Source organism: Stappia sp. ICDLI1TA098 (assembly GCF_054880955.1).
In genome coordinates, this window is the sequence record NZ_JBTZBT010000001.1 from 344,415 (window position 1) to 363,944 (window position 19,530).

At 66.4% G+C, this 19,530-nt stretch carries 20 protein-coding genes; 10 read left to right on the plus strand and 10 right to left on the minus strand.

Annotated features, from left to right (window positions below; genetic code table 11):
- Positions 1–148: 148 nt before the first annotated feature.
- From ACSLUQ_RS01545 to ACSLUQ_RS01565, 5 genes are all read right to left on the minus strand, one after another.
- Positions 149–1,159 (minus strand): ABC transporter ATP-binding protein, encoded by a 1,011-nt coding sequence (locus ACSLUQ_RS01545; protein WP_461807514.1) that lies wholly within the window; start codon positions 1,157–1,159, stop codon positions 149–151.
- Complete coding sequence (locus ACSLUQ_RS01550) at positions 1,156–2,154, minus strand: ABC transporter ATP-binding protein (RefSeq protein WP_461807515.1); 999 nt, start codon at positions 2,152–2,154, stop codon at positions 1,156–1,158. Before ACSLUQ_RS01550 ends, ACSLUQ_RS01545 begins: the two co-directional genes overlap by 4 nt.
- An 11-nt stretch (positions 2,155–2,165) precedes the next feature.
- Positions 2,166–3,062, minus strand: a complete 897-nt coding sequence (locus ACSLUQ_RS01555) for an ABC transporter permease (RefSeq protein WP_417771089.1) — start codon at positions 3,060–3,062, stop codon at positions 2,166–2,168.
- A 1-nt stretch (position 3,063) separates the two neighbouring features.
- On the minus strand, positions 3,064–3,981 hold the full coding sequence (locus ACSLUQ_RS01560; RefSeq protein WP_417771088.1) for an ABC transporter permease: 918 nt from the start codon (positions 3,979–3,981) through the stop codon (positions 3,064–3,066).
- A gap of 134 nt (positions 3,982–4,115) precedes the next feature.
- Positions 4,116–5,630: an ABC transporter substrate-binding protein gene (locus ACSLUQ_RS01565; RefSeq protein WP_417771087.1), complete on the minus strand. Its 1,515-nt coding sequence runs from the start codon at positions 5,628–5,630 to the stop codon at positions 4,116–4,118.
- Between the two features lie 201 nt (positions 5,631–5,831).
- Here ACSLUQ_RS01565 and ACSLUQ_RS01570 point away from each other — a divergent pair, with 201 nt between their 5' ends.
- Complete coding sequence (locus tag ACSLUQ_RS01570; RefSeq protein ID WP_461807516.1) at positions 5,832–6,575, plus strand: IclR family transcriptional regulator; 744 nt, start codon at positions 5,832–5,834, stop codon at positions 6,573–6,575.
- A gap of 214 nt (positions 6,576–6,789) precedes the next feature.
- Entirely contained in the window at positions 6,790–7,197 is a 408-nt protein-coding gene (locus ACSLUQ_RS01575) for a BA14K family protein (protein ID WP_417771085.1), read from the plus strand.
- A gap of 50 nt (positions 7,198–7,247) precedes the next feature.
- On the opposite strand, the gene ACSLUQ_RS01580 is transcribed toward ACSLUQ_RS01575, so the two are convergent.
- On the minus strand, positions 7,248–8,312 hold the full coding sequence (locus ACSLUQ_RS01580; protein ID WP_461807517.1) for a glycosyltransferase family 61 protein: 1,065 nt from the start codon (positions 8,310–8,312) through the stop codon (positions 7,248–7,250).
- A 72-nt stretch (positions 8,313–8,384) separates the two neighbouring features.
- Between ACSLUQ_RS01580 and ACSLUQ_RS01585 the strand changes: the two genes are divergently transcribed.
- The 3 genes from ACSLUQ_RS01585 (at position 8,385) to ACSLUQ_RS01595 (ending at position 10,728) form a co-directional block, all read left to right on the plus strand.
- A complete protein-coding gene (locus ACSLUQ_RS01585; protein ID WP_461807518.1) occupies positions 8,385–9,134 on the plus strand; it encodes a hypothetical protein in 750 nt (249 codons plus the stop codon).
- Between the two features lie 120 nt (positions 9,135–9,254).
- On the plus strand, positions 9,255–9,974 hold the full coding sequence (locus ACSLUQ_RS01590; RefSeq protein ID WP_461807519.1) for an FkbM family methyltransferase: 720 nt from the start codon (positions 9,255–9,257) through the stop codon (positions 9,972–9,974).
- Positions 9,975–10,002: 28 nt separating this feature from the next.
- Positions 10,003–10,728: a class I SAM-dependent methyltransferase gene (locus ACSLUQ_RS01595; protein WP_461807520.1), complete on the plus strand. Its 726-nt coding sequence runs from the start codon at positions 10,003–10,005 to the stop codon at positions 10,726–10,728.
- Between the two features lie 6 nt (positions 10,729–10,734).
- Here the strand turns inward: ACSLUQ_RS01595 and ACSLUQ_RS01600 are convergent, their stop codons facing one another.
- Together ACSLUQ_RS01600 and ACSLUQ_RS01605 are read right to left on the minus strand one after the other, a co-directional pair.
- The gene (locus tag ACSLUQ_RS01600) at positions 10,735–10,986 is read right to left on the minus strand and encodes a hypothetical protein (RefSeq protein WP_417771080.1); all 252 of its coding nucleotides are present in this window, start codon (positions 10,984–10,986) and stop codon (positions 10,735–10,737) included.
- Positions 10,987–11,125: 139 nt separating this feature from the next.
- On the minus strand, positions 11,126–11,383 hold the full coding sequence (locus tag ACSLUQ_RS01605) for a hypothetical protein (RefSeq protein WP_417771079.1): 258 nt from the start codon (positions 11,381–11,383) through the stop codon (positions 11,126–11,128).
- A 201-nt stretch (positions 11,384–11,584) separates the two neighbouring features.
- Here ACSLUQ_RS01605 and ettA point away from each other — a divergent pair, with 201 nt between their 5' ends.
- Both ettA and ACSLUQ_RS01615 read left to right on the plus strand, forming a co-directional pair.
- The gene (gene ettA / locus ACSLUQ_RS01610) at positions 11,585–13,234 is read left to right on the plus strand and encodes an energy-dependent translational throttle protein EttA (RefSeq protein WP_461807521.1); all 1,650 of its coding nucleotides are present in this window, start codon (positions 11,585–11,587) and stop codon (positions 13,232–13,234) included.
- Between the two features lie 177 nt (positions 13,235–13,411).
- Positions 13,412–14,029: an MOSC domain-containing protein gene (locus ACSLUQ_RS01615; RefSeq protein WP_417771077.1), complete on the plus strand. Its 618-nt coding sequence runs from the start codon at positions 13,412–13,414 to the stop codon at positions 14,027–14,029.
- Here ACSLUQ_RS01615 and ACSLUQ_RS01620 read toward each other — a convergent pair.
- Together ACSLUQ_RS01620 and ACSLUQ_RS01625 are read right to left on the minus strand one after the other, a co-directional pair.
- On the minus strand, positions 14,026–14,376 hold the full coding sequence (locus ACSLUQ_RS01620) for a DUF2293 domain-containing protein (RefSeq protein WP_461807522.1): 351 nt from the start codon (positions 14,374–14,376) through the stop codon (positions 14,026–14,028). The two genes, ACSLUQ_RS01615 and ACSLUQ_RS01620, sit on opposite strands and share 4 nt — an antisense overlap.
- A 43-nt stretch (positions 14,377–14,419) precedes the next feature.
- Positions 14,420–15,340: a hydrogen peroxide-inducible genes activator gene (locus ACSLUQ_RS01625; protein WP_417771075.1), complete on the minus strand. Its 921-nt coding sequence runs from the start codon at positions 15,338–15,340 to the stop codon at positions 14,420–14,422.
- 242 nt (positions 15,341–15,582) lie between these two features.
- On the opposite strand from ACSLUQ_RS01625, the gene ACSLUQ_RS01630 reads away from it, so the two are divergent.
- The 3 genes from ACSLUQ_RS01630 to metF all read left to right on the plus strand — a co-directional run bounded on the left by ACSLUQ_RS01630 (position 15,583) and on the right by metF (position 19,518).
- Positions 15,583–17,052 (plus strand): catalase, encoded by a 1,470-nt coding sequence (locus ACSLUQ_RS01630; protein WP_417771074.1) that lies wholly within the window; start codon positions 15,583–15,585, stop codon positions 17,050–17,052.
- 513 nt (positions 17,053–17,565) lie between these two features.
- Positions 17,566–18,594: an ArsR/SmtB family transcription factor gene (locus tag ACSLUQ_RS01635; RefSeq protein WP_417771073.1), complete on the plus strand. Its 1,029-nt coding sequence runs from the start codon at positions 17,566–17,568 to the stop codon at positions 18,592–18,594.
- On the plus strand, positions 18,595–19,518 hold the full coding sequence (gene metF / locus ACSLUQ_RS01640) for a methylenetetrahydrofolate reductase [NAD(P)H] (RefSeq protein ID WP_417771072.1): 924 nt from the start codon (positions 18,595–18,597) through the stop codon (positions 19,516–19,518).
- The last annotated feature ends 12 nt before the right edge of the window (positions 19,519–19,530 follow it).

Consider the following 19,530-nt stretch of genomic DNA (forward strand, 5'->3'; position numbering starts at 1 on the left):
CTTGTGTCTTGTTCTTGTCTGGAAGGACGTCGAGAAGCTGTCGGGGGGACAGGCCGCGGGCAGGGCCCGCCGGGGGTTCCGGAGGGGGATGCCGGAGGAGCGGCACCGGCGGTGGCCGCCGGTGCCGTGATCGGTCAGGCGGGACGGGTCAGGCGGACGCGGCCTCCCGGCTTTGCGTGTAGAGATGGCACTCGACCTTGCGCGCGCCTTCGTCCAGGAGATGCGGCGCGGTGGTCCGGCACATGTCCATCACCTTGGCGCAGCGCGGGTGGAAGTGGCAACCCGACGGCGGGTCGATGGGGTTGGGGTAGGCCGCGCCCAGTTGGGTGTCGGGCACGTCGAGGTCGGGATCCGGCGTCAGGACCGAGGCGAGCAGCGCCTCGGTGTAGGGGTGGCGCGGGGCGTCGAACAGCGCGTCGACCGGAGCTTCCTCGACGATGCGGCCGAGATACATCACCGCGACGCGGGTCGCGAGATGCTCGACCACCGCGAGATTGTGGCTGATGAAGAGATAGGTCAGCCCCAGTTCACGGCGCAGGTCCACGAGAAGGTTGAGGATCTGCGACTGCACCGACACGTCGAGCGCGGAGGTGGGTTCGTCGCAGATGACGATCTCCGGCTTCATGATCAGCGCGCGGGCGATGGCGACGCGCTGGCGCTGGCCGCCCGACATCTGGTTCGGATAGGAGTTCATGACGCGCGCGGGCAGGCCGACGATGTCGAGGATCTCGCGCACCGCCTTGTCCTGCGATGCGGCGTCGCCGATCTTGTGAACGCGCAGCGGCAGCGAGATGATGTCGCGGATCGACTTGCGCGGGTTCAGCGAGGAATAGGGATCCTGGAAGATCGGCTGGATGCGCCGGGCCAGGATGCGCCGGTTCTGGTCGCCGATCGGCTCGCCGTCGACAAGGACCTCGCCGCTGGTGGGCGCATCGAGGCCGAGCAGGATCTTGGCGAGCGTGGACTTGCCGCAGCCGCTTTCGCCGACGAGGCCGAGCACGTCGCCCTTGTTGATCGACAGCGAGACATCGTTCACGGCCCTGAGCGGCTTGCGCTCGCCGAACATGCCCTGCTTGATCGAATAGGTCTTGGAAACGCCGCGAAGCTCAAGGACGGGGCGGCCCGTCGCGGCATCGGCTGTCGTGGTCGTGTCGCTCATGCCGGCTCCTCCTGGCGCTGTCTGTGGCCGGTCTCATGGACACAGCGGAAGCAGTGGCCTGCGTCGCTGTCGCGCAGCGGGATGTCCTGCTTGCAGGCTTCCACCGCCTCCTCGCAACGGGTGCGGAAGACGCAGCCGGCAATGTCGCCGATCAGCGAGGGTACGATGCCGGGGATCGACCCCAGTTCGGAGCCGCGCGCGGTCTTGCCAGGCACCGGGATGCAGCGCAGCAGGCCGCGCGTGTAGGGGTGCATCGGCGCCTTGAAGACCTTTTTCGCCGACCCGGTCTCGACCAGTTCGCCAGCGTACATGACGGCGACCTTGTCGGCGATGCGGGCGACGACACCGAGATCGTGGGTGATGAGGATCATCGCCACGTTCATTTCGCGGGTGAGGTCGACCAGCAGGCGCAGGATCTGGGCCTGGATGGTCACGTCGAGCGCGGTGGTCGGCTCGTCGGCGATGATCAGCTCCGGTTCGCACATCAGCGCCATGGCGATCATGACACGCTGGCGCAGGCCGCCGGAAAGCTGGTGCGGGTATTGCGTCATGCGCCGCTCGGCGCCGGTGATGCCGACCTTTTCCAGAAGCTCGATGGCGCGTGCCCTGGCGGCGGCGCGGCCGACGCTGCGGTGCAGGAGCAGCGCCTCGCACAGCTGGTCGCCGATCGTATAGGCCGGGTTGAGCGAGGTCATCGGCTCCTGGAAGATCATCGCCATGCGGTCGCCGCGCAGCGACCGCATCTTGCGCGGTCCGGCCGTGAGAAGGTCGGTGCCGTCGAATTCCAGCTTGTCCGCCTTGCGCTGGATGCTCTTGCCGAGCAGGTCCATGATCGCGAGGGAGGTGAGCGACTTGCCCGAGCCGCTCTCGCCGACGATGCAGAGCGTCTCGCCGCGATTGAGCTCGAAGTCGATGCCGCGCACGGCGTGGAGCGTGCCGGAGGCGGTGGGGATGTCCAGCCGCAGGTTGGCGACCGTGAGGACGGGGTCAGACATGGGCCTCCTCCTCAGTTGCGGTTTTCGGGAGCGGTGACGTCGCGAAGACCGTCACCCATCAGGTTGATGGCAAGCACCAGCACGAACAGCGCGATGCCGGGGATGGCCACGAGCCAGGGTTCGAACAGCATCATCTGCTTGCCTTCCGAGATCATCAGCCCCCAGGACGGCGTCGGCGGCTGCACGCCGAGACCGAGGAAGGAGAGCGCCGCCTCCAGCAGGATCGCATGCGCCATTTCCAGTGTGACCACGACGATCAGGTTGTTGACGATGTTCGGCATGATCTCGCTGAGGATCACGCGGGTGGTGGAGCAGCCGATGGCCTTCGCCGCGATCACGTATTCGCGCGAGCGCACCTGCAAGGTGGAGGAGCGCATGACGACGGCGAACCGGTCCCAGAGCAGGAACCCGAGCACCAGGATGACGACCTCGAGCGAACCGCCGAAGACGGCGACGATCGCCAGCGCCACCAGCACCACTGGCATTGCCAGGCGGACGTTGATGAGGAAGGTCACGACCATGTCGACCTTGCCGCCGAAGTAGCCGGCGGCGACGCCCATGGCGGTGCCGATCACGCCGGAAATAAGCGCGGCGAGACCGCCGATCAGCAGCGAGATCTGCGCGCCGTAGATGAGGCGGGCGAGATAGTCGCGGCCGAGATGGTCGGTGCCGAGGGGGTGGTTCCAGGTGCCGCCCAGGAAGACCGGCGGCTGCATGCGCCCCATCAGGTCCTGGGCGTAGGGGCTGTGCTGGACGATCAGCGGCGCGGCGAGCGCGATGACGAGCAGGAACAGCAGCACGGTGACGCCGAACAGCAGGCCCAGGTGCCCGAAGACGCGGCGGCGAAGCTGCTGGCCCGGCGTCGGACCCTGGATCTCCTCCAGGAGGGTGTCCATCGAACGTGACATGTCAGGCAACCCTCATGCGCGGATCAAGCCAGGCGTTGAGCACGTCCGACAGGAAGGTGAAGACGATATAGAACATCGAGAAGATAAGGATCAGCGCCTGCACGGTGGGCAGGTCGTTGCGGCCGATCGACTCCCACGCCAGGTAGCCGGCGCCATGCAGGGCGAAGATCGATTCCACGACGATGGAGCCGCCGAGCATGAACCCCATCTGCACCGCCGCGAGAGAGACGACCGGGATGATGGCGTTGCGCAAGGCGTGCTTGAAGAGGACGCGGGTCTCGCCGGCACCCTTGGCGCGCGCCGTGCGGATGTAGTCGGATCCGAGCACGTCGAGCATGCCGGCGCGGGTCAGGCGCATGATCGCCGGCATCGCGTAGTAGCCGAGCACGATGGTCGGCATCACGAAGTTGAGCCAGGTCTTGGTGCCCGAGGGCGGCAGCAGGTTGAGCTGGATCGAGAAGACGACGATCAGCATCAGGCCGAACCAGAAGCTCGGCATCGCCTGACCCATCACCGAGAGAAACAGGGCGAAGCGGTCGATCATCGAGTTGGGGCGGATCGCGGCGAGCACGCCGAGGGGAACCGCGGTCAGGAGCGCGAAGCTGATGCCGCAGACGCCGAGCGTCATGGTCACCGACAGGCGGTCCATGATGAGATCGGCGACGGGAAGCCGGAAATAGTAGCTTTCGCCGAAGTCGCCGGTGAGCGCGTGGCGCAGCCATTCCCAGTACTGGACGATCATCGGCCGGTCGAACCCGTAGAGGGTGCGGATCGCCTCGATGTCGGCGTCGTTGGCGTGCTCGCCGGCAAGTGCGGCCGCCGGATCGCCGGCCATGAAGAGAAGGCTGAAACTGATCGCCGAAACGGTCAGCGCGACGAGCAGGGCAAGGCCCAGCCGTTTGAGGATGAAGGTCAGCACGATCGGCTCCCGCAGGCTTCGGACGCGACGGCGCGGAGGCGGTCAGGCCGCTCTTCCGAGATCGCCGAAGGGCCGGCCGGACGCCAGTGGCGTCCGGCCGGTGGTTGTGTCGAGGTTCGGTGGCTTCGAGCTTGCTATTTCCAGCTCATCTCGACGAAGCGCAGCACCTCGTCCGGGGTCGGGGTGTAGGCCACGTCCTCGGAGAAGACGTAGTTGGTGTTGTAGGAGAACATCGGCACCCAATACGCCTGGTCGGCGATCTTGGTCAGCGCCTTGGCGTAGTTCTCCTTGCGCACCTCCGGCTCGGTGGAGCTGTCGGCGATGTTCAGCCAGTCACGGATTTCCTCGTCACGGCTGTCGTCGAGCGAGCCGAACTTGAAGAACTGGCTGGTGATCGCCGAGGCGTCGTTGATCGAGTAGGAACCCCAGGTCTGGAACGAGATCGGCGTGCCGCCCTTCATGCGCAGCTCGCGAAGCGCGGAATACTGCAGCATGTTGAAGTTCACGCGGATGCCGACCGCGTTCAGGTAGTTGGCGATGGCCTCGGCGTACTCGCGGTCGCGATAGGCGTAGTAGTCCGTCTCGAAGCCGTCCGGATAGCCGGCCTCGGCGAGCAGTGCCTTGGCCTTCTCCGGATTGTAGTCATAGGTCGGAACGTCCTGGCTGCAGCCGAACTGGGTCGGGAAGCAGGCCGTGTCGATGACCTTGGACTTGCCCTTCAGCAGAGCCTCGACCAGCGCCTTCCTGTTGATGGCGTGGGCGACGGCGCGGCGGACGCGGACATCGGTGAAGGGATTGTCGGCGCCGGTGCGGCCGGCGGCATCGAGCGTCAGATAGCCGATGCGCATGGTGCTTTCGTTGGCGACCGTGAAGCGGTTCATCGCCGCAAGCTTCTCGGCCTGGTCGGCCGGCACCTGCCAGATGAGGTCGAGCGACCCGCCGAAGAGTTCGGCCATCTGGGTGTTGACGTCGGGAATCGTACGGATGTCGACATGGCCGATCTCGGCCTTGCCCTTCGGGCTGTCGTGATAGCCCTCGTACTTCTCCAGCACGAAGTGCTTGCCCGGCTCGACGGAGACGACCTTGTAGGGGCCGGTGCCGACGGGCTTCAGGCCCATGCCGCTCGGGCCGGCCTTGGCGTAATATTCGTTCGGATAGATCGAGACCGGGCCGGCCAGATACTCGATGGCGGCCGGGAAGGGCGCCTTGAGGATGATGCGAACGGTGTATTTGTCGACCTTTTCCGCCGACTTCATCCAGTTGACGTTGCGCTGGGTCTTCACGCCGTTCTTTTCGTCGGCGACGTAGTCGACCGTGTAGACGACGTCGTCGGCGTCGAATTCCTCGCCGTTGTGGAACTTGACGCCCTCGCGCAGCTTCAGCTCGAGGGTGACGTCGTCGATCCACTTCCAGGAGGTGGCAAGGTTGCCCTTGTACTCGCCCGTCGCCGGATCGGAATAGATCAGCCCGTCCCAAACGGCGCGCTGCATGACGACGCCCTCACGGGACGAGTTGAAGTAGCTGTCGACGTTCTCCAGCTCCTTGGTGAAGGCGACGTTCAGCGTGTCATCGGACTTGCCCGCCTGTGCGGCGGTGGCAATGCCGAGCGCAAGCGCGGCTACACTGCATTTCAGGAGAAAAGAGTTCATATGCCCTCCGGTCGGTCTCTGCGGCATCTATGTGATGCCGTTGCGTCAGCTTGTTATTGTATCGTATTATGATACGTTGTATCTGATTATGGTATTTCAGACGTGCAGAGGCGGTCCCGTCAAGAGGTCGCCGCAAAAAAGTCTAAGATTGTCGGCGAGGGAGCAGCTTTGGGGACGGAGCGGAAGCAGGACACCTTATTCGTGAATTCGCTGGCCAAAGGCTTGAGGATTCTGGAAGTTTTCGACGAGGAGCATCAGGCTCTGAGACTGAGCGAACTGGCGGCGCTTTCCGGCATCGACAAGAGCGCGACGCAGCGGTTGGCCAACACGCTGCACCAGACCGGGTTCCTGACAAAGGACGAGACGACGCGCCGCTATCGGCCTTCGTTGAAGTTCCTGGAGCGCGCCTACGCCTACAGCTGGTCGGACCCGGTCGTGCAGCTTGCCATGCCCAAGCTGATCGACCTGTCGCGGCGGATCGGCGAGACGGTCAACATGGCGGAACTGTTCGGCACCGACATTGTCTATGTCGTGCGCCTGCCGTGCCAGCGCACCAGTTTCGCCGCCACGGTTCCGGGCCGCCGGCTGCCGGCGCTCAACACCTCGTCGGGGCGGACCATCATCGCCCGGTTGCCGCATGACGAGCGCGAGGCCTGCCTGGCGAACTGGCCGGCGCGCGGCTTCACCCCGCGCACCGATGTGGACCGCGACGTCATCCGCCGCAGCGTCGAGGATGCTGTGGAAAAGGGCTATGTCATCACCGAGGGGCAGATGATCCTGCGCGAGATCGCGGTGGCCGCGCCGATCATCGGCTCCGACGGCCGGCCGCTGGCGGCGATCCAGTGCGCGGTTTCCTCCTACGACTGGACGCAGGAGCGGGTCGAACGCGAGATCGTTCCCATGCTCATCGACACGGCCAATTCCATCACGCCGCATCTGGGGTGAGACGGGCCTGCTCGCCGGTTTTTCGCCAGCGCGCCATTTCATGATCTGCGTCACAGTTTGGGACGGGTTTGCCGCGTAACCTTCATGTCACGGGAACCAGACAGGTGGCCGGGCCGTTTGTCCCCAGGAAGGCGCGGCCAAGTCGCCCCGTCAGCCCGAGGAACGTTGCTCGGCTTGCCGTTCCCGTTGTGACAAAGGCCGAAGGAGACCGGAAATGACACCCCTGAAGCAGATTATCGCCGGCGCGTTGTTCGCCGCCGCGGCTGCCGTCGGTTTCGGCGCGGTTCCAGCGGGTGCCATGCCGGCCCCCGCTCATGCCGGCGCGCAGGCGACCGGTACGCAGGACGGCGCTGTCCGTGCCGAAAAGGCCCAGTACCGTCACGGGGACCGCAGGCGCTGGCACAGGAACAACCGCTACTACTATGGCCCGCGCTATCGGCCGGTGCCGCGCTACTATCGCCCGGCGCCACGCTATCGCCCGGCGCCGCGACACCGGGCGGGCCTGCCGCGGGCGCACTACCGCTGGTGCAGCGCGCGCTACAGGTCCTATCGTGCGGCCGACAACACCTTCCAGCCCTACAACGGCCGGCGTCGCGCCTGCATCTCTCCCTACATCCGCTGATCGCGGCCTGAGGGAGAAAAAGAACCGGCTTTCCGGCCGTGCGCGGCCGGTCAGTCGGTTCTGATGCACTCGAGGCCCATGGCCCTGGCCATCAGCCAGGGGCGCGGATCGGGTGCCGTCCCGTTGGCGCTCGCGACCAGCACCAGCTGTCGCAGCGTCGGGCCGGCGAGCAGGAAGGCGGCGGCCTCGCCGCATTCCGGGGCAATCACCGTGTCGGCGCCCCACAGGCACGCGACCAGGTCCCGCAGGGGCAGGGTACGCGGGTCGATGATCCGGGCTCCGTCTTCCTCGACACGCGCGCGCAGCTCCGGGCTGCGGGCGATCAGCGTCGCGAGGCCGGCCCGGCCTCCCGTGGCGAGCACGACGGTCCTTGTGCTCCCTCCGGGCTGCTTCGGCAGGCCGTAGAGCGTGGCGAGACGGTCATGCAGGCGGGCGTGAATATCGCCCCGCAACAGCGGCCGGTCGACGAGATGGACCGTTTGCGCCTGAACCACGCGGCCCTGTCGCATCAGTTCGACAGGCCTTGGACGGAACAGCCCGTCGTTCAGCGCATCCTGGAACTGCGGCAGCATTCCCATGCGCACGGACACCAGCAGCAGCAGGTCGCGGGGAAGATCGAGCGCTTCGATCGCGAAGAAGCGCGGCAACACGTCGATAAGAAAAGCGCCGAGCGAAACCTCCGCGCCCGTGTAGAGCGGCAGCGACGGTTCGCGCGGGATGCGGCGCAACCGCAGCCGTCGCGTCAGGTCGGGACGCGCGGCGGGGGTGGCCAGCAGCTCGCGCGGACGGACGTCGGGACGTGTCAGCCGACCCTCGCTGAACAGCGCGCCGGAAAGCGGATCGATGTCGAAGGGACCTTCGGCGATCCGATGCGCGAGCCTGTCGCGGGTGTCGCCCTCGCGCAGCAGCGGCGCACGCAGCGCCTCGGGGGCCTCGGCGGCAAGCTCGGTGGCCGAGGGGCCGGTCTCGTCGATGCCTTGCGTCAGCCGCCCGGCCGGCAGGTCACGGACCGGCCAGAAGGGGGCGAGGGCCGCGCTCGCCAGTGCGCGCCAGCGGGCGCTTCCAAGGCTTTGGTCGAGCCCCAGACGCCACGGATGCGAGGCTGGCTTCGGCACGGAGAGACCCCTATAAGGTTGCAAATGAACGGTTCGCGTCACGCTTAGAAGCGGGGCAAGGGGAAAGCAAGCATGGAATGTCCGGCCGATCCCGGCGTTTTCAACGTCAATGTCTTCACCAATGTCGCGTCGCGCGATCCGGGCCATTGCCTGGCCCAACACGCCGTTCGCTCCTTCTTCGAGACATTTGGCGGGACGGAATGCTTCCGCTTCGTGACGCGGATTTTCATTGATCCCAACCCGAATCCCGACCTCTACGAGGCGTGGAAGTCGGTCATCCGCGACGCGCTTGCCGACATTCCCTTCGAGTTCGTCGAGACGCGGGGGCTGATCGACGGGTTCGCTCGCTCGCTCGACGTGAGCGAGGGCGCCTTCGCCATGCAGCTCGAGCATGATTTCGTCTTCATGCCGCGGCGCATCGATCATTCGATCGGGGAGATCGTCTCGCGGATGGGGCAGGCGCGGATCAACTATCTGCGCTTCAACAAGCGCACCAACCGCCCGGCTGCCTATGATCTGGCGGTGGAGCCGAACGGTGATCCGGATTTTCCGCTGTGCCGCATCAACGGCCGCTCGAACAATCCGCATGTGATCGATGTCGACTGGTATCGCAAGGTGGTGCTGCCGATCCTGCGCGGCCCGGGCGGGCAGGCGATCGGGCTGGAAGGCGGGCTTTGCCGCTATGTCGGCGGTGGCTATCTATATGGCGACTACGGGCTGGCGCGTACCGTCGATCATCTCGACGGCCGCCGCCTGCGGTTCAGTGACGGCATTCGGCGGCGGCTCTATCTGCTGCGCGAGAGACGCCAGTCGCACGCCTGAGCGTGGCGGCGCGCTGCAATGCGCAGCAACGCGGTGCCCCGGGGGCGTTCGGAGCGGTTGACATCGCGTCATGCGCGCACTACCGCAAACCACCGAGCCTGCCGTAACGGAGCGTCCCACGTGAATGCCGATCTCGTCGCCGTCCTGTCCCGCTACGGGATCACGCCGCTAGGGCTTGTCCACATTGGCGCGAACGACGGGCAGGAACTGGATGCCTATGTCGAGGCGGGCTTTACCTCCTTCAAGATGTTCGAGCCGCTGCGGGAGCCTTTCGCCCGGCTGAAGGCCCGCCTTGCCAAGCTTCCCGAGGGCGTGACGGCGGTTCCGCACAATGTGGCTCTGGGTGCGAGCGATGGCGAGGCGGAGATGTTCGTCGCTGACAACCAGGCCGCCTCGAGCTCGCTGCTCGCGCCGATGCAGGGGCGCAAGGTGTGGCGCAAGATCAGGTTCGTCGGGCGCGAGACCGTGGCCGTCCGCACGCTCGACTCCTTCCTGGTTGCCGGCGAGGCATTCAACGTGATGGTCCTCGATGTCCAGGGCTTCGAGATCGAGGTGCTCAAGGGTGGGCCGGAAACCCTGCGACGCATGGACTGCATCGTCTGCGAGCTCAACCGCGAGAAGACCTATGAGGACTCCGCCGGCGTCGGTGATGTCGACGCGTTCCTCGATGCGGCCGGCTTTCGCCGAATGGAGACCTACTGGGTCAGCCGCTACTGGGGCGATGGCGTGTACCTGCGCAAGGAGCGCGTTCCCGCCGGCATGGAGCCGGTGGAAGTCGACCAGAAGCGCACGCGCGGCCCCATCAAGCGCTGGTTCTATCGCATGATGGGGCGCGTTTGATCCCACGCCAACAACAAGGATGACGGGCATGACGGGTGATGTGGCCGGCGAAAAGTTCGAGCATGTGCGTCATCGCTGGGTCGAGGCCGCGCTTGCCGCGCGCCCGCAGGGAAGTTCCCTCCTTGACGTTGGGGCGGGCGAATGCCGCTACAAGCCGTCGGCCGCGCATCTCGCCTACACCTCGCAGGATGTGGCGGAATATGACGGCTCGGGCGACGGCAGCGGCCTGCAGACGGGCAGCTTCGATTTCTCGCGCATCGATATCGTCTGCGATATTCTCGACATTCCCGAGGACCGCAAGTTCGATGCCGTGCTTTGCACCGAGGTGCTGGAGCATGTGCCGGATCCCGCCGCCTCGCTGCGCAAGATCGCAAGGCTCGTGGCGCCGGGGGGCGAGCTCATCGTCACCGCGCCGTTTTGCAGCCTTACCCATTTCGCCCCGCACTTTCACGCCACCGGCCTGTCGGTGCATTTCTACCGCAAGCATCTGGGCGACGAGGGGCTTGAGATCGTCGAGATGACGCCGAATGGCGGCTATTTCGACTGGGTCGCGCATGAGGTTGGCCGCGTTCAGCGGGTCTACAGGCAATATGGCGGAGGTCGGCTCGGGCCGTTCACGCGGGTGTTGCTGTGGCTTGCCCGGGCACGGCTGCGCGCGCTCGCGCGAGCGGAGCGTGCAGAGGGCGCGCCCGCGTCCGCCGAGTTGCTGACCAACGGATATTTCGTGCGCGCCCGCAGGCCGGCGAAGGCCTGAGGTCGGTCAGACCCGTTCGAGCACCGATGGCGTGGGGAGGGCTGTCATATCGGCCGTGCCGTCAGGCCACTCGGCGCCGGCGATGCGCAGCAGCGCGTCATGGGCTGCCTCGAGACAGGGTTGCGCGCTTTCGTCGACCGTCTGCTCAGGCGTGCCCCGCGCCGGCTCCTGAGGTGTGTTCAAGAGCGCCTTGCCCGCTTGAGCGCGCGGTTGCGTACAGGCGGACCAAGTGTCCATCCACGACAGCGACCAGGTCATGTTCCCCTCCAGTTCCCCTCGCGTGAGCGGGATACTGACGTAAAGGGAATCCCGGGACAAGAACGAAAGGCGACTGAGGCGGGTATCTCTGTCGTATCGACCGCGGAAGCGGTCCGGCGGGATGTCCCGCCGGACGCCCTCAGCAGTTGTTCGGACGCTGCGGGCCGAGGTCGATCTGGCATTCGTTGGTGAGCGCGCCGATGGCCGCGCCGCCAACCGCACCCGCGGCCGCGCCGACAAGCACGGGGCCGCCCGCGAGGGCGACGACGCCGGCGCCGGCCGCGGTGCCGATCGCGCCGCCGGTCACGCCGCGCTCAAACCTGTTCGAGCCGCAAGCGGCGACGGCGAGCGAAAGCGCAAGAAGCCCGGCAAGGGTGAGGGGTCTCCGGATACGCATGAACTTTTTTCCTTCGAACGATGTTCCAGCTGCCGCACCATGCGACGACCATCGTGAATCGTCGGTAAACGCGAACCCGGCGCGCCAGGCGTCTCGCCCCGCCGGCGCGCTTCCGATGCAGCCCTTGCTCCGCGACCCTCCTTCGACTAAGTAACGGGTCAAATTTCCCCTCATCGGAATTAAGCGGAGCGGCAGGCATCCATGGCACGCCAGTTCATCTATCACATGCACGGTTTGTCGAAGGCCTATAACGGCAAGAAGGTCCTCGACGACATCCACCTCTCGTTCTACCCGGATGCGAAGATCGGCATCCTGGGCCCGAACGGCGCGGGCAAGTCGACGCTCCTCAAGATCATGGCCGGTCTCGACAAGGAGTACACCGGCGAGGCCTGGGCCGCCGACGGCGCGCGCATCGGTTATCTGCCGCAGGAACCGAACCTCGACAACTCCAAGACCGTTCGCGAGAACGTCATGGACGGTGTCGCCCACAAGCAGGCGATCGTCGACCGCTACAACGAACTGATGATGAACTACTCCGACGAGACCGCGGAGGAAGGCGCCAAGCTTCAGGACGTCATTGACGCCGAGGATCTGTGGAACCTCGACAGCAAGGTCGAGATGGCGATGGAAGCCCTGCGCTGCCCGCCGTCGGACAGCCCCGTCGACAATCTCTCGGGCGGTGAGCGCCGCCGCGTGGCGCTTTGCCAGCTGCTGCTGTCGGAGCCGGACCTGCTGCTCCTCGATGAGCCGACCAACCATCTTGACGCCGAGACGGTGCACTGGCTGGAGCGCCATCTGCGCGAGTTCAAGGGCTCCGTGCTGATCATCACCCACGATCGCTACTTCCTCGACAACGTCACGGGCTGGATCCTCGAGCTCGACCGCGGTCGCGGCATTCCCTACGAGGGCAACTATTCGGTCTATCTGGAAAAGAAGACCAAGCGCATGGAGCAGGAGGGCCGCGAGGACATGGCCCGTTCGCGCGCCATCGCCCGCGAGCGCGAGTGGATGGGCATGTCGCCGAAGGGGCGGCAGACCAAGTCCAAGGCGCGTATCCGCGCCTATGACGATCTGCTGTCCAAGCAGGAAGAGCGCATGCCCTCGATCGAGCAGATCCTCATTCCGGTGGGCGAGCGGCTTGGCAACAACGTCATCGACCTTGAGGGCGTGTCCAAGGGCTTTGGCGACCGCCTGCTGATTGAGGACCTCTCCTTCAAGCTGCCGCGCGGCGGCATCGTCGGCGTGATCGGGCCCAACGGCGCCGGCAAGTCGACGCTGTTCAAGCTGCTGACCGGCCAGGAGACGCCCGATTCCGGCGTGATCACCGTCGGCGAGAGCGTGCATCTCGGCTATGTCGACCAGTCGCGCGACAAGCTCGACGGAAGCAAGACCGTGTGGGAGGAGATTTCCGGGGGCCAGGAGATCATCTATCTCGACGGCAAGGAGATCAACAGCCGCGCCTATTGCTCGTCCTTCAACTTCAAGGGCCCGGCTCAGCAGGCCAAGGTCGGTGATCTTTCCGGCGGCCAGCGCAACCGCGTGCATCTCGCCAAGGTGCTGAAGCAGGGCGCCAACGTGCTGCTGCTTGACGAGCCGACCAACGATCTCGACACCGAGACGCTGGCCGCCCTCGAGGATGCGCTCGAGAACTACGCCGGCTGCGCCGTCGTGATCAGCCATGATCGCATGTTCCTCGACCGCCTCGCGACCCACATGCTCGCCTTCGAGGGCGACAGCCACGTCGAGTGGTTCGAGGGCAACTTCGAGGACTACGAGAAGGACAAGGTGCGTCGTCTCGGCGCCCATGCGGCCGATCCGAGCCGCATCAAGTACAAGCCGCTGACGCGCTGACCGGCGCGCCCGCCGCAGCGACGGCGGGAGAGCGGTACGAAAGAGGGGCGGGGGTTCGCAAGAGCCGCCGCCCTTTTTCGTTTTGGCGCGTGCTCCGCGCGGCGGGCCTAGGCGCTGCGGCGACGGCGCGCTAAGGTTCGGCGAAGCGGCGCGCGACGGATCAGGCAGGGGGCGGACATGGCAACGGATCTCTTTGGCGAGGAGAGCCTGGAGGACCTGGAGCGGGTGCCAGGACGCAAGGTGCCCGGCACCGTGCGCGAGGTTCTGACGACACGCGGGCCCGACGATTTCCAGACCGTTTGGCAGGCGGCGCTGAAGCTCGGATTCACCGGCGCTGCAGGCGACCTGCACGCCGGCCACACCCGGCGCTCGGGTTCGCGAGAGCCCTGGTATCCGCGCGGCTCGGAGATGTGCAACGAGCGGCAGCTGTCGCTGGTCTCGGTCGAGGAACTCGCCCTCATCGCCGCGCGCATGGGCATCGAGCGGATCGAGGCGGGCTGGATCGGCGCCAACGTGCTGATCGAGGGCATCGCGCGCTTCACTCTTCTGCCGCCGCGCACCCGGCTCGTTTTCGCAGGTGGCGCCGTGGTGCGCGTCGATGGCGACAATGCCCCTTGCCGGGCCGCGGGAAAGGCGATTGCCGGCCATCTCCCCGAACACGAGGGGCTCGAGCTCGCCTTCCCCAGGCATGGCCGCCGGCGGCGTGGGCTGGTCGGCTTCGTCGAGCGGCCGGGCGTCATCCGCCCGGGCGAGGAGGTGGTCGCCCATGTGCCGGAGCACTGGCTTTACCGCTAGACGCTGCCGTCCCCGGCGATCTCCGGCTCATCGGCGGTGACCTGGCGCGGACAGCCCCAGCCGGTCAGCACCTCGTTCATTTCGTTGAGACAGAAGAAGCGCGCCGCGTCGCGGTCATAGCCGTCGTCGAGCATCGCCTCATAGTCCGTGTGACGGTGACGCACATGGGCGGTGACCGCCTGCCACAGGGCGATCGAAGGCGGCAGGCGGCGCAGGTGCGGGGCAAGGGCTGCCTCGAGGATCGGGACCGCGTCGGCGTGCGGGGCGAGCGGAATGGTCACGCGCAGCTGCCGGCGCATCTCCTTCTGCCGGCGCGTGCCGCGGCTGCGCGGTGCGTCCGTCATCATCGCCCGCTCCCTGTTGCCCGCCGCCCTGTCGCCCGCTGCTCTGTCACGCCGCGCTTGTCGCGAGCGGCTGGACGCTGTCGGCCATCGCCTGGGTAATGCAGTCGCCGAGCGCCAGGAAGTCGCGCTCGCGCGGCGAGGACTTGCGCCATGCCAGGCCGACCGAGCGTTGCGGCTGCGGCTCTGAGAAGCGCAGCAGCGCCACGCGCTCGTCGCGCACTTCCACGGCGGCGCAAAGTTCCGGCAGCAGCGTCACGCCATAGCCGGCGGCGACCATCTGCATGACCGTCGAAAGGCTGGTCGCGCCGAAGGCGGAGCGCCCCTGCGGACGCAGCCCCTCGCAATAGTTCAGCGCCTGGTCGCGCAGGCAATGGCCTTCCTCGAGCAGGAGCAGGCTGGCGCCGTCGATGCTGGAAGGGTCGACGCGGGCGCGTTCGTCGAGATCCGGGCGGTTCTGCACGGCCAGCAGGAAACGGTCCTGGAACAGCGGCAGCGTCGCGAGTTCGGGACCGGCGATGGGCAGCGCGGCGAGGATCACGTCGAGCCGCCCCTGGGCCAGTTCGCCGACGAGCGACTGGGTCAGCGTCTCACGCACCTGCAGATCGACATTCGGATAGGCGCTGGTCAGTGCCGGCAGGATGCGCGGCAGCAGGTAGGGGGCGATGGAGGGAATGATGCCAAGCCGGAGCTCGCGCGTCAGCACCTCGCCGGCGTGGCGGCCGTAGTCGATCAGGTCGCGGGTTTCCGCCAGGATGCTGGCGGCACGGCGGGCGATTTCCTCGCCCTCCGCCGTCAGCCGCACCGCGTTCGGCCGGCGCTCCACCAGCGCGATGCCGAGGATCGCCTCCATCTCGCGGATCTGCATGGAAAGAGCTGGCTGCGACACGGACACATCCTCGGCGGCGCGGCCGAAATGCAGGTGCCGGGCGAGCGCATCGAAATAGCGCATCTGTCTCAGTGTGATCATGTCGATTGGATAGTCTTATCGCGCAGGCTTGGCAATGTGTCGGATTCTGATGGGCGGCCGCGCCGGTGCATCCGAAAGGGGGCTTTCGGGTGGCGCTCTCGTATTATCAGAAAATCTTATTACCATTTGCCTGCAATGCGATTGGTTCTGATAGCCTGCCTGTGGCACGCTTCACGGGCTGGATTATGAGACGCGGGTCGCCGGCACAGGTTGCCCGCGCGAAATCGAGAGGGAGATACGCGATGAGTGACAGGCCCATTCTGACGACGACGGCCGGTGCGCCGGTGTCCGACAACCAGAACACGCTGACGGCGGGCGCCCGCGGTCCGGTGCTGATGGAAGACTACCAGCTGCTTGAGAAGCTCGCGCATCAGAACCGCGAGCGCATTCCCGAGCGCGTCGTCCATGCCAAGGGCTGGGGCGCGTTCGGCACGCTGACCATCACCAACGACATCACCCGCTACACCCGTGCGAGCATCTTCTCGAAGGTCGGCATGAAGACCGACATGCTGGCGCGTTTCTCCACCGTTGCCGGTGAGCAGGGGGCCGCCGATGCCGAGCGTGACGTGCGCGGCTTCGCGTTGAAGTTCTACACCGAGGAAGGCAACTGGGATCTCGTCGGCAACAACACGCCGGTGTTCTTTGTGCGCGATGCCTACAAGTTCCCCGACTTCATCCACACGCAGAAGCGCCATCCCAAGACCAACCTGCGCTCGGCGACAGCCATGTGGGATTTCTGGTCGCTGTCGCCGGAAAGCCTGCACCAGGTGACGATCCTGATGTCGGACCGCGGCCTGCCGCCGAGCCCGCGCTTCATGAACGGCTATGGTTCGCACACCTACAGCCTGATCAACGCCGAGGGCGAGCGCTTCTGGGTGAAGTTCCACTTCAAGACCATGCAGGGCCACAAGTTCCTGACCAACGGCGAGGCCTCCGATGTGGTCGGCCAGACCCGCGAAAGCTACCAGGAGGATCTCTTCGGTTCGATCGAGAAGGGCGATTTCCCGAAGTGGCGCATGTGCATTCAGGTGATGCCGGAGGCGGATGCCGACAAGACGGCCTACAATCCGTTCGATCTCACCAAGGTCTGGCCGCATGGCGACTATCCGCTGATCGAGGTCGGCATCATGGAGCTCAACCGCAACGCGGAGAATTATTTCGCGGAGATCGAGCAGGCCGCCTTCTCGCCGTCGAACAAGGTTCCCGGCATCGGCTATTCGCCGGACAAGATGCTGCAGGCGCGTGTCTTCTCCTACGCGGATGCGCACCGCTACCGGCTCGGCACGCACTATGAGGCGCTTCCGGTCAACCAGCCGCGCTGCCCCGTCCATCACTACCACAAGGACGGCAGCATGAATTTCTTCGGCCAGATGACCGGCAGCACCGATGCCTTCTACGAGCCCAACAGCATGAACGGCGCCGTCGAGGCGCCGGAGTACCGGGAGCCGCCGCTGAAGATCTCGGGCGACGCCGACCGCTTCAACCACCGCGAGGGCAACGACGACTTCTCGCAGCCGCGCGCGCTGTTCAACCTGTTCGACGATGATCAGAAGGCACGGCTCTTCTCGAACATCGCCACCGCCATGCAGGGCGTGCCGCAGGCGATCGTCGACCGTCAGACGGCGCTCTTCGACCAGGTCCACCCGGACTATGGCAAGGGCGTGCGCGCCGCCCTCGCCGAGCGCGCCTCGGCCCGCGACGCGGCGGAGTGACAAGGGCTCTCGGAGCCGGGATCTCCCGGCTGCCTCGAGGCTGAAATGCCCCAAGGGCGCGGCGACCTTCGCCGCGCCCTTTTTCCGTCCCCGGCGCAAGCAGCAGGCGAGGCGGTCCCGGGTCAAGCCGCCTTGCCGCGGGCGCGACGGCAGCTGGTTCGTCCGGAGCCATCCGCAGGCCCGAAGCCGACGTCGGCGGCGCTCCGGGCTCGATTGGGCCCCGGGTCAAGCCCGGGGTGACGGCGGTGCGAGGGGCGGCGATGAGGGCGTTGACGATGGGCAGGGAGAAGCGATGAGCGCGGAGGCCGGCGGGTGCGCCCGCCGGTGCCTGGCTTGTGTGTCGGAGCGGTCAGGCCCGTTGGCTTCCCGTCTGCCGCCCCGTCGGGGCGAAGGGGAGGCCTTGATTTTCTCGGGATACAGGTATAAAGATATCTTTATATCTTCCTGAGAAGCGGATATGCACGGGCCGGACGGCGCGATGCCATGTTCGCCGCGTCGATGACGAGGACTGCGATGAGCCACGGGTTCGCCTTGACCGACGGAACGCCGCTGAGCGCGGAACAGCTGCTTGTCGGCCTGCGCACGGTGGGCGAGGACACGCGCCTGCGTCTGCTGGCGCTTCTTGCCGACGGCGAACTCACCGTCAAGGACGCGACCACGATCCTCGGCCAGAGCCAGCCGCGCATCTCGCGCCACCTCAAGCTTCTGACCGAGGCCGGCCTCGTCCAGCGCTTTCCCGAAGGGGCCTGGGTGTTCTACCGGCTGGGCGAGGGGGCGATGGGTGATTTCGCCCGGTTGCTGCTGTCGCGTCTCGACATCAACGACCCGCTTCTCGCCGCTGATCGGGTGCGCCTGGCCGCCACCCGCCGTGTCAAGGCAGAGGAGGCGGCCGCCTTCTTCGCCTCGCGGGCGCGGACCTGGGATCAGGAGCGCTCGCTGCATGTGCCGGAGGCGGCGGTGGAGGATGCGATCCGCGAGATCGTCGGCAAGCGCCCGTTCCATACCATGCTTGATCTGGGCACCGGCACCGGAAGCCTGCTGTCGCTGTTCAGCGACCAGTACGAGCAGGCGCTCGGTCTCGACCAGAGCCATGACATGCTGGCCGTGGCGCGCGCCAATATCTCGCGCGAGGGACTGAAGAACGCCCAGGTGCGGCAGGGCGACATCTACGCCCTCAACGTGCCCTCGGAGAGCTTCGACCTTATCACGCTGCACCAGGTGCTGCATTTTCTCGACGACCCCGGCCGGGCGATCCAGGAGGCGGCACGGGTGCTGCGTCCCGGCGGACGGCTGCTGATTGTCGATTTCGCCCCGCACGAGCTGGAGTTCCTGCGCGACGCGCATGCGCATCGCCGGCTCGGATTCGCCCATGAGCAGATGAGCCGATGGCTGCAGGATGCCGGTCTCGACATGGTCGAGATCCGCGACCTGCATCCCGATGCCGGCGAGGCGGACCGCCTCACGGTCACGATCTGGCTTGCCCGCGATCCGCGCATCGTCTCCGATCTGCCGGACCTGAACCTGACCCAGGAGGTCGCCTGAATGTCTTCCTTCGACAAATTCCGCCGCTTCGAGCTCGGCAATGGCTCCGGCAAGGAGGTCTCCGTCTCCTTCGAGTTCTTTCCGCCCAAGAGCGAGAAGATGGAAGCCTCGCTGTGGAATGCCGTGAAGCGGCTGGAGCCGCTTGGCCCCTCCTTCGTCTCCGTCACCTATGGCGCCGGCGGCTCGACGCGCGAACGCACCCACCGCACGGTGGAGCGCATTCTGCGCGAGACCGAGCTGCGCCCGGCCGCGCATCTGACCTGCGTCGGTGCCAGCCGCGACGAGATCGATGACGTCATCCGCTCCTACCATGAGCTCGGCGTGCGCCACATCGTGGCGCTGCGGGGCGACCCGCAGGAGGGGCTCGGCGCAATCTACCGGCCGCATCCGCAGGGCTATGCCTATGCGGGCGACCTGATCACCGGCATCCGCCGTATCGCCGACGACATCGAGGTGTCCGTCTCCGCCTATCCGGAGCGCCATCCCGAAAGCGCCGACTGGCAGACCGAGATCGACAACCTGAAGCGCAAGGTCGATGCCGGCGCGACCCGGGCGATCACCCAGTATTTCTTCGACAATGACCTGTTCGAGAGCTTTCTGGAGCGGGTGCGCGCCGCCGGCATCACCATTCCGATCGTGCCGGGCATCCTGCCGATCGTCAATTTCGAGACGACCATGGTGTTCTCGGCCAAGTGCGGCACCACGATCCCGCACTGGCTGGCGCGCCGCTTTGCCGGTCTCGACGAGGATGCGGAGACGCGCAAGCTGGTCGCGTCGGCGGTCGCCTGCGAGCAGGTGCTCGACCTTGTCGATCGCGGTGTCGCCGACTTTCATTTCTACACGATGAACCGTGCCGACCTAACGGTCGCGATCTGCCGCATGCTGGGCATGAGCCCGGCCGCTGCCGCGCAGCAGGCCGCCTGAAGACGGATCCGG

Coding starts and splice junctions, on each gene's coding strand:
- ACSLUQ_RS01545 (WP_461807514.1), bottom strand. CDS start 1,159: ATGAGCGACACGACCACGACAGCCGATGCCGCGACGGGCCGCCCCGTC.
- ACSLUQ_RS01550 (WP_461807515.1), bottom strand. CDS start 2,154: ATGTCTGACCCCGTCCTCACGGTCGCCAACCTGCGGCTGGACATCCCC.
- ACSLUQ_RS01555 (WP_417771089.1), bottom strand. CDS start 3,062: ATGTCACGTTCGATGGACACCCTCCTGGAGGAGATCCAGGGTCCGACG.
- ACSLUQ_RS01565 (WP_417771087.1), bottom strand. CDS start 5,630: ATGAACTCTTTTCTCCTGAAATGCAGTGTAGCCGCGCTTGCGCTCGGC.
- ACSLUQ_RS01575 (WP_417771085.1), top strand. CDS start 6,790: ATGACACCCCTGAAGCAGATTATCGCCGGCGCGTTGTTCGCCGCCGCG.
- ACSLUQ_RS01585 (WP_461807518.1), top strand. CDS start 8,385: ATGGAATGTCCGGCCGATCCCGGCGTTTTCAACGTCAATGTCTTCACC.
- ACSLUQ_RS01595 (WP_461807520.1), top strand. CDS start 10,003: ATGACGGGTGATGTGGCCGGCGAAAAGTTCGAGCATGTGCGTCATCGC.
- ACSLUQ_RS01600 (WP_417771080.1), bottom strand. CDS start 10,986: ATGACCTGGTCGCTGTCGTGGATGGACACTTGGTCCGCCTGTACGCAA.
- ACSLUQ_RS01605 (WP_417771079.1), bottom strand. CDS start 11,383: ATGCGTATCCGGAGACCCCTCACCCTTGCCGGGCTTCTTGCGCTTTCG.
- ettA (WP_461807521.1), top strand. CDS start 11,585: ATGGCACGCCAGTTCATCTATCACATGCACGGTTTGTCGAAGGCCTAT.
- ACSLUQ_RS01615 (WP_417771077.1), top strand. CDS start 13,412: ATGGCAACGGATCTCTTTGGCGAGGAGAGCCTGGAGGACCTGGAGCGG.
- ACSLUQ_RS01620 (WP_461807522.1), bottom strand. CDS start 14,376: ATGATGACGGACGCACCGCGCAGCCGCGGCACGCGCCGGCAGAAGGAG.
- ACSLUQ_RS01625 (WP_417771075.1), bottom strand. CDS start 15,340: ATGATCACACTGAGACAGATGCGCTATTTCGATGCGCTCGCCCGGCAC.
- ACSLUQ_RS01630 (WP_417771074.1), top strand. CDS start 15,583: ATGAGTGACAGGCCCATTCTGACGACGACGGCCGGTGCGCCGGTGTCC.
- ACSLUQ_RS01635 (WP_417771073.1), top strand. CDS start 17,566: ATGAGCCACGGGTTCGCCTTGACCGACGGAACGCCGCTGAGCGCGGAA.
- metF (WP_417771072.1), top strand. CDS start 18,595: ATGTCTTCCTTCGACAAATTCCGCCGCTTCGAGCTCGGCAATGGCTCC.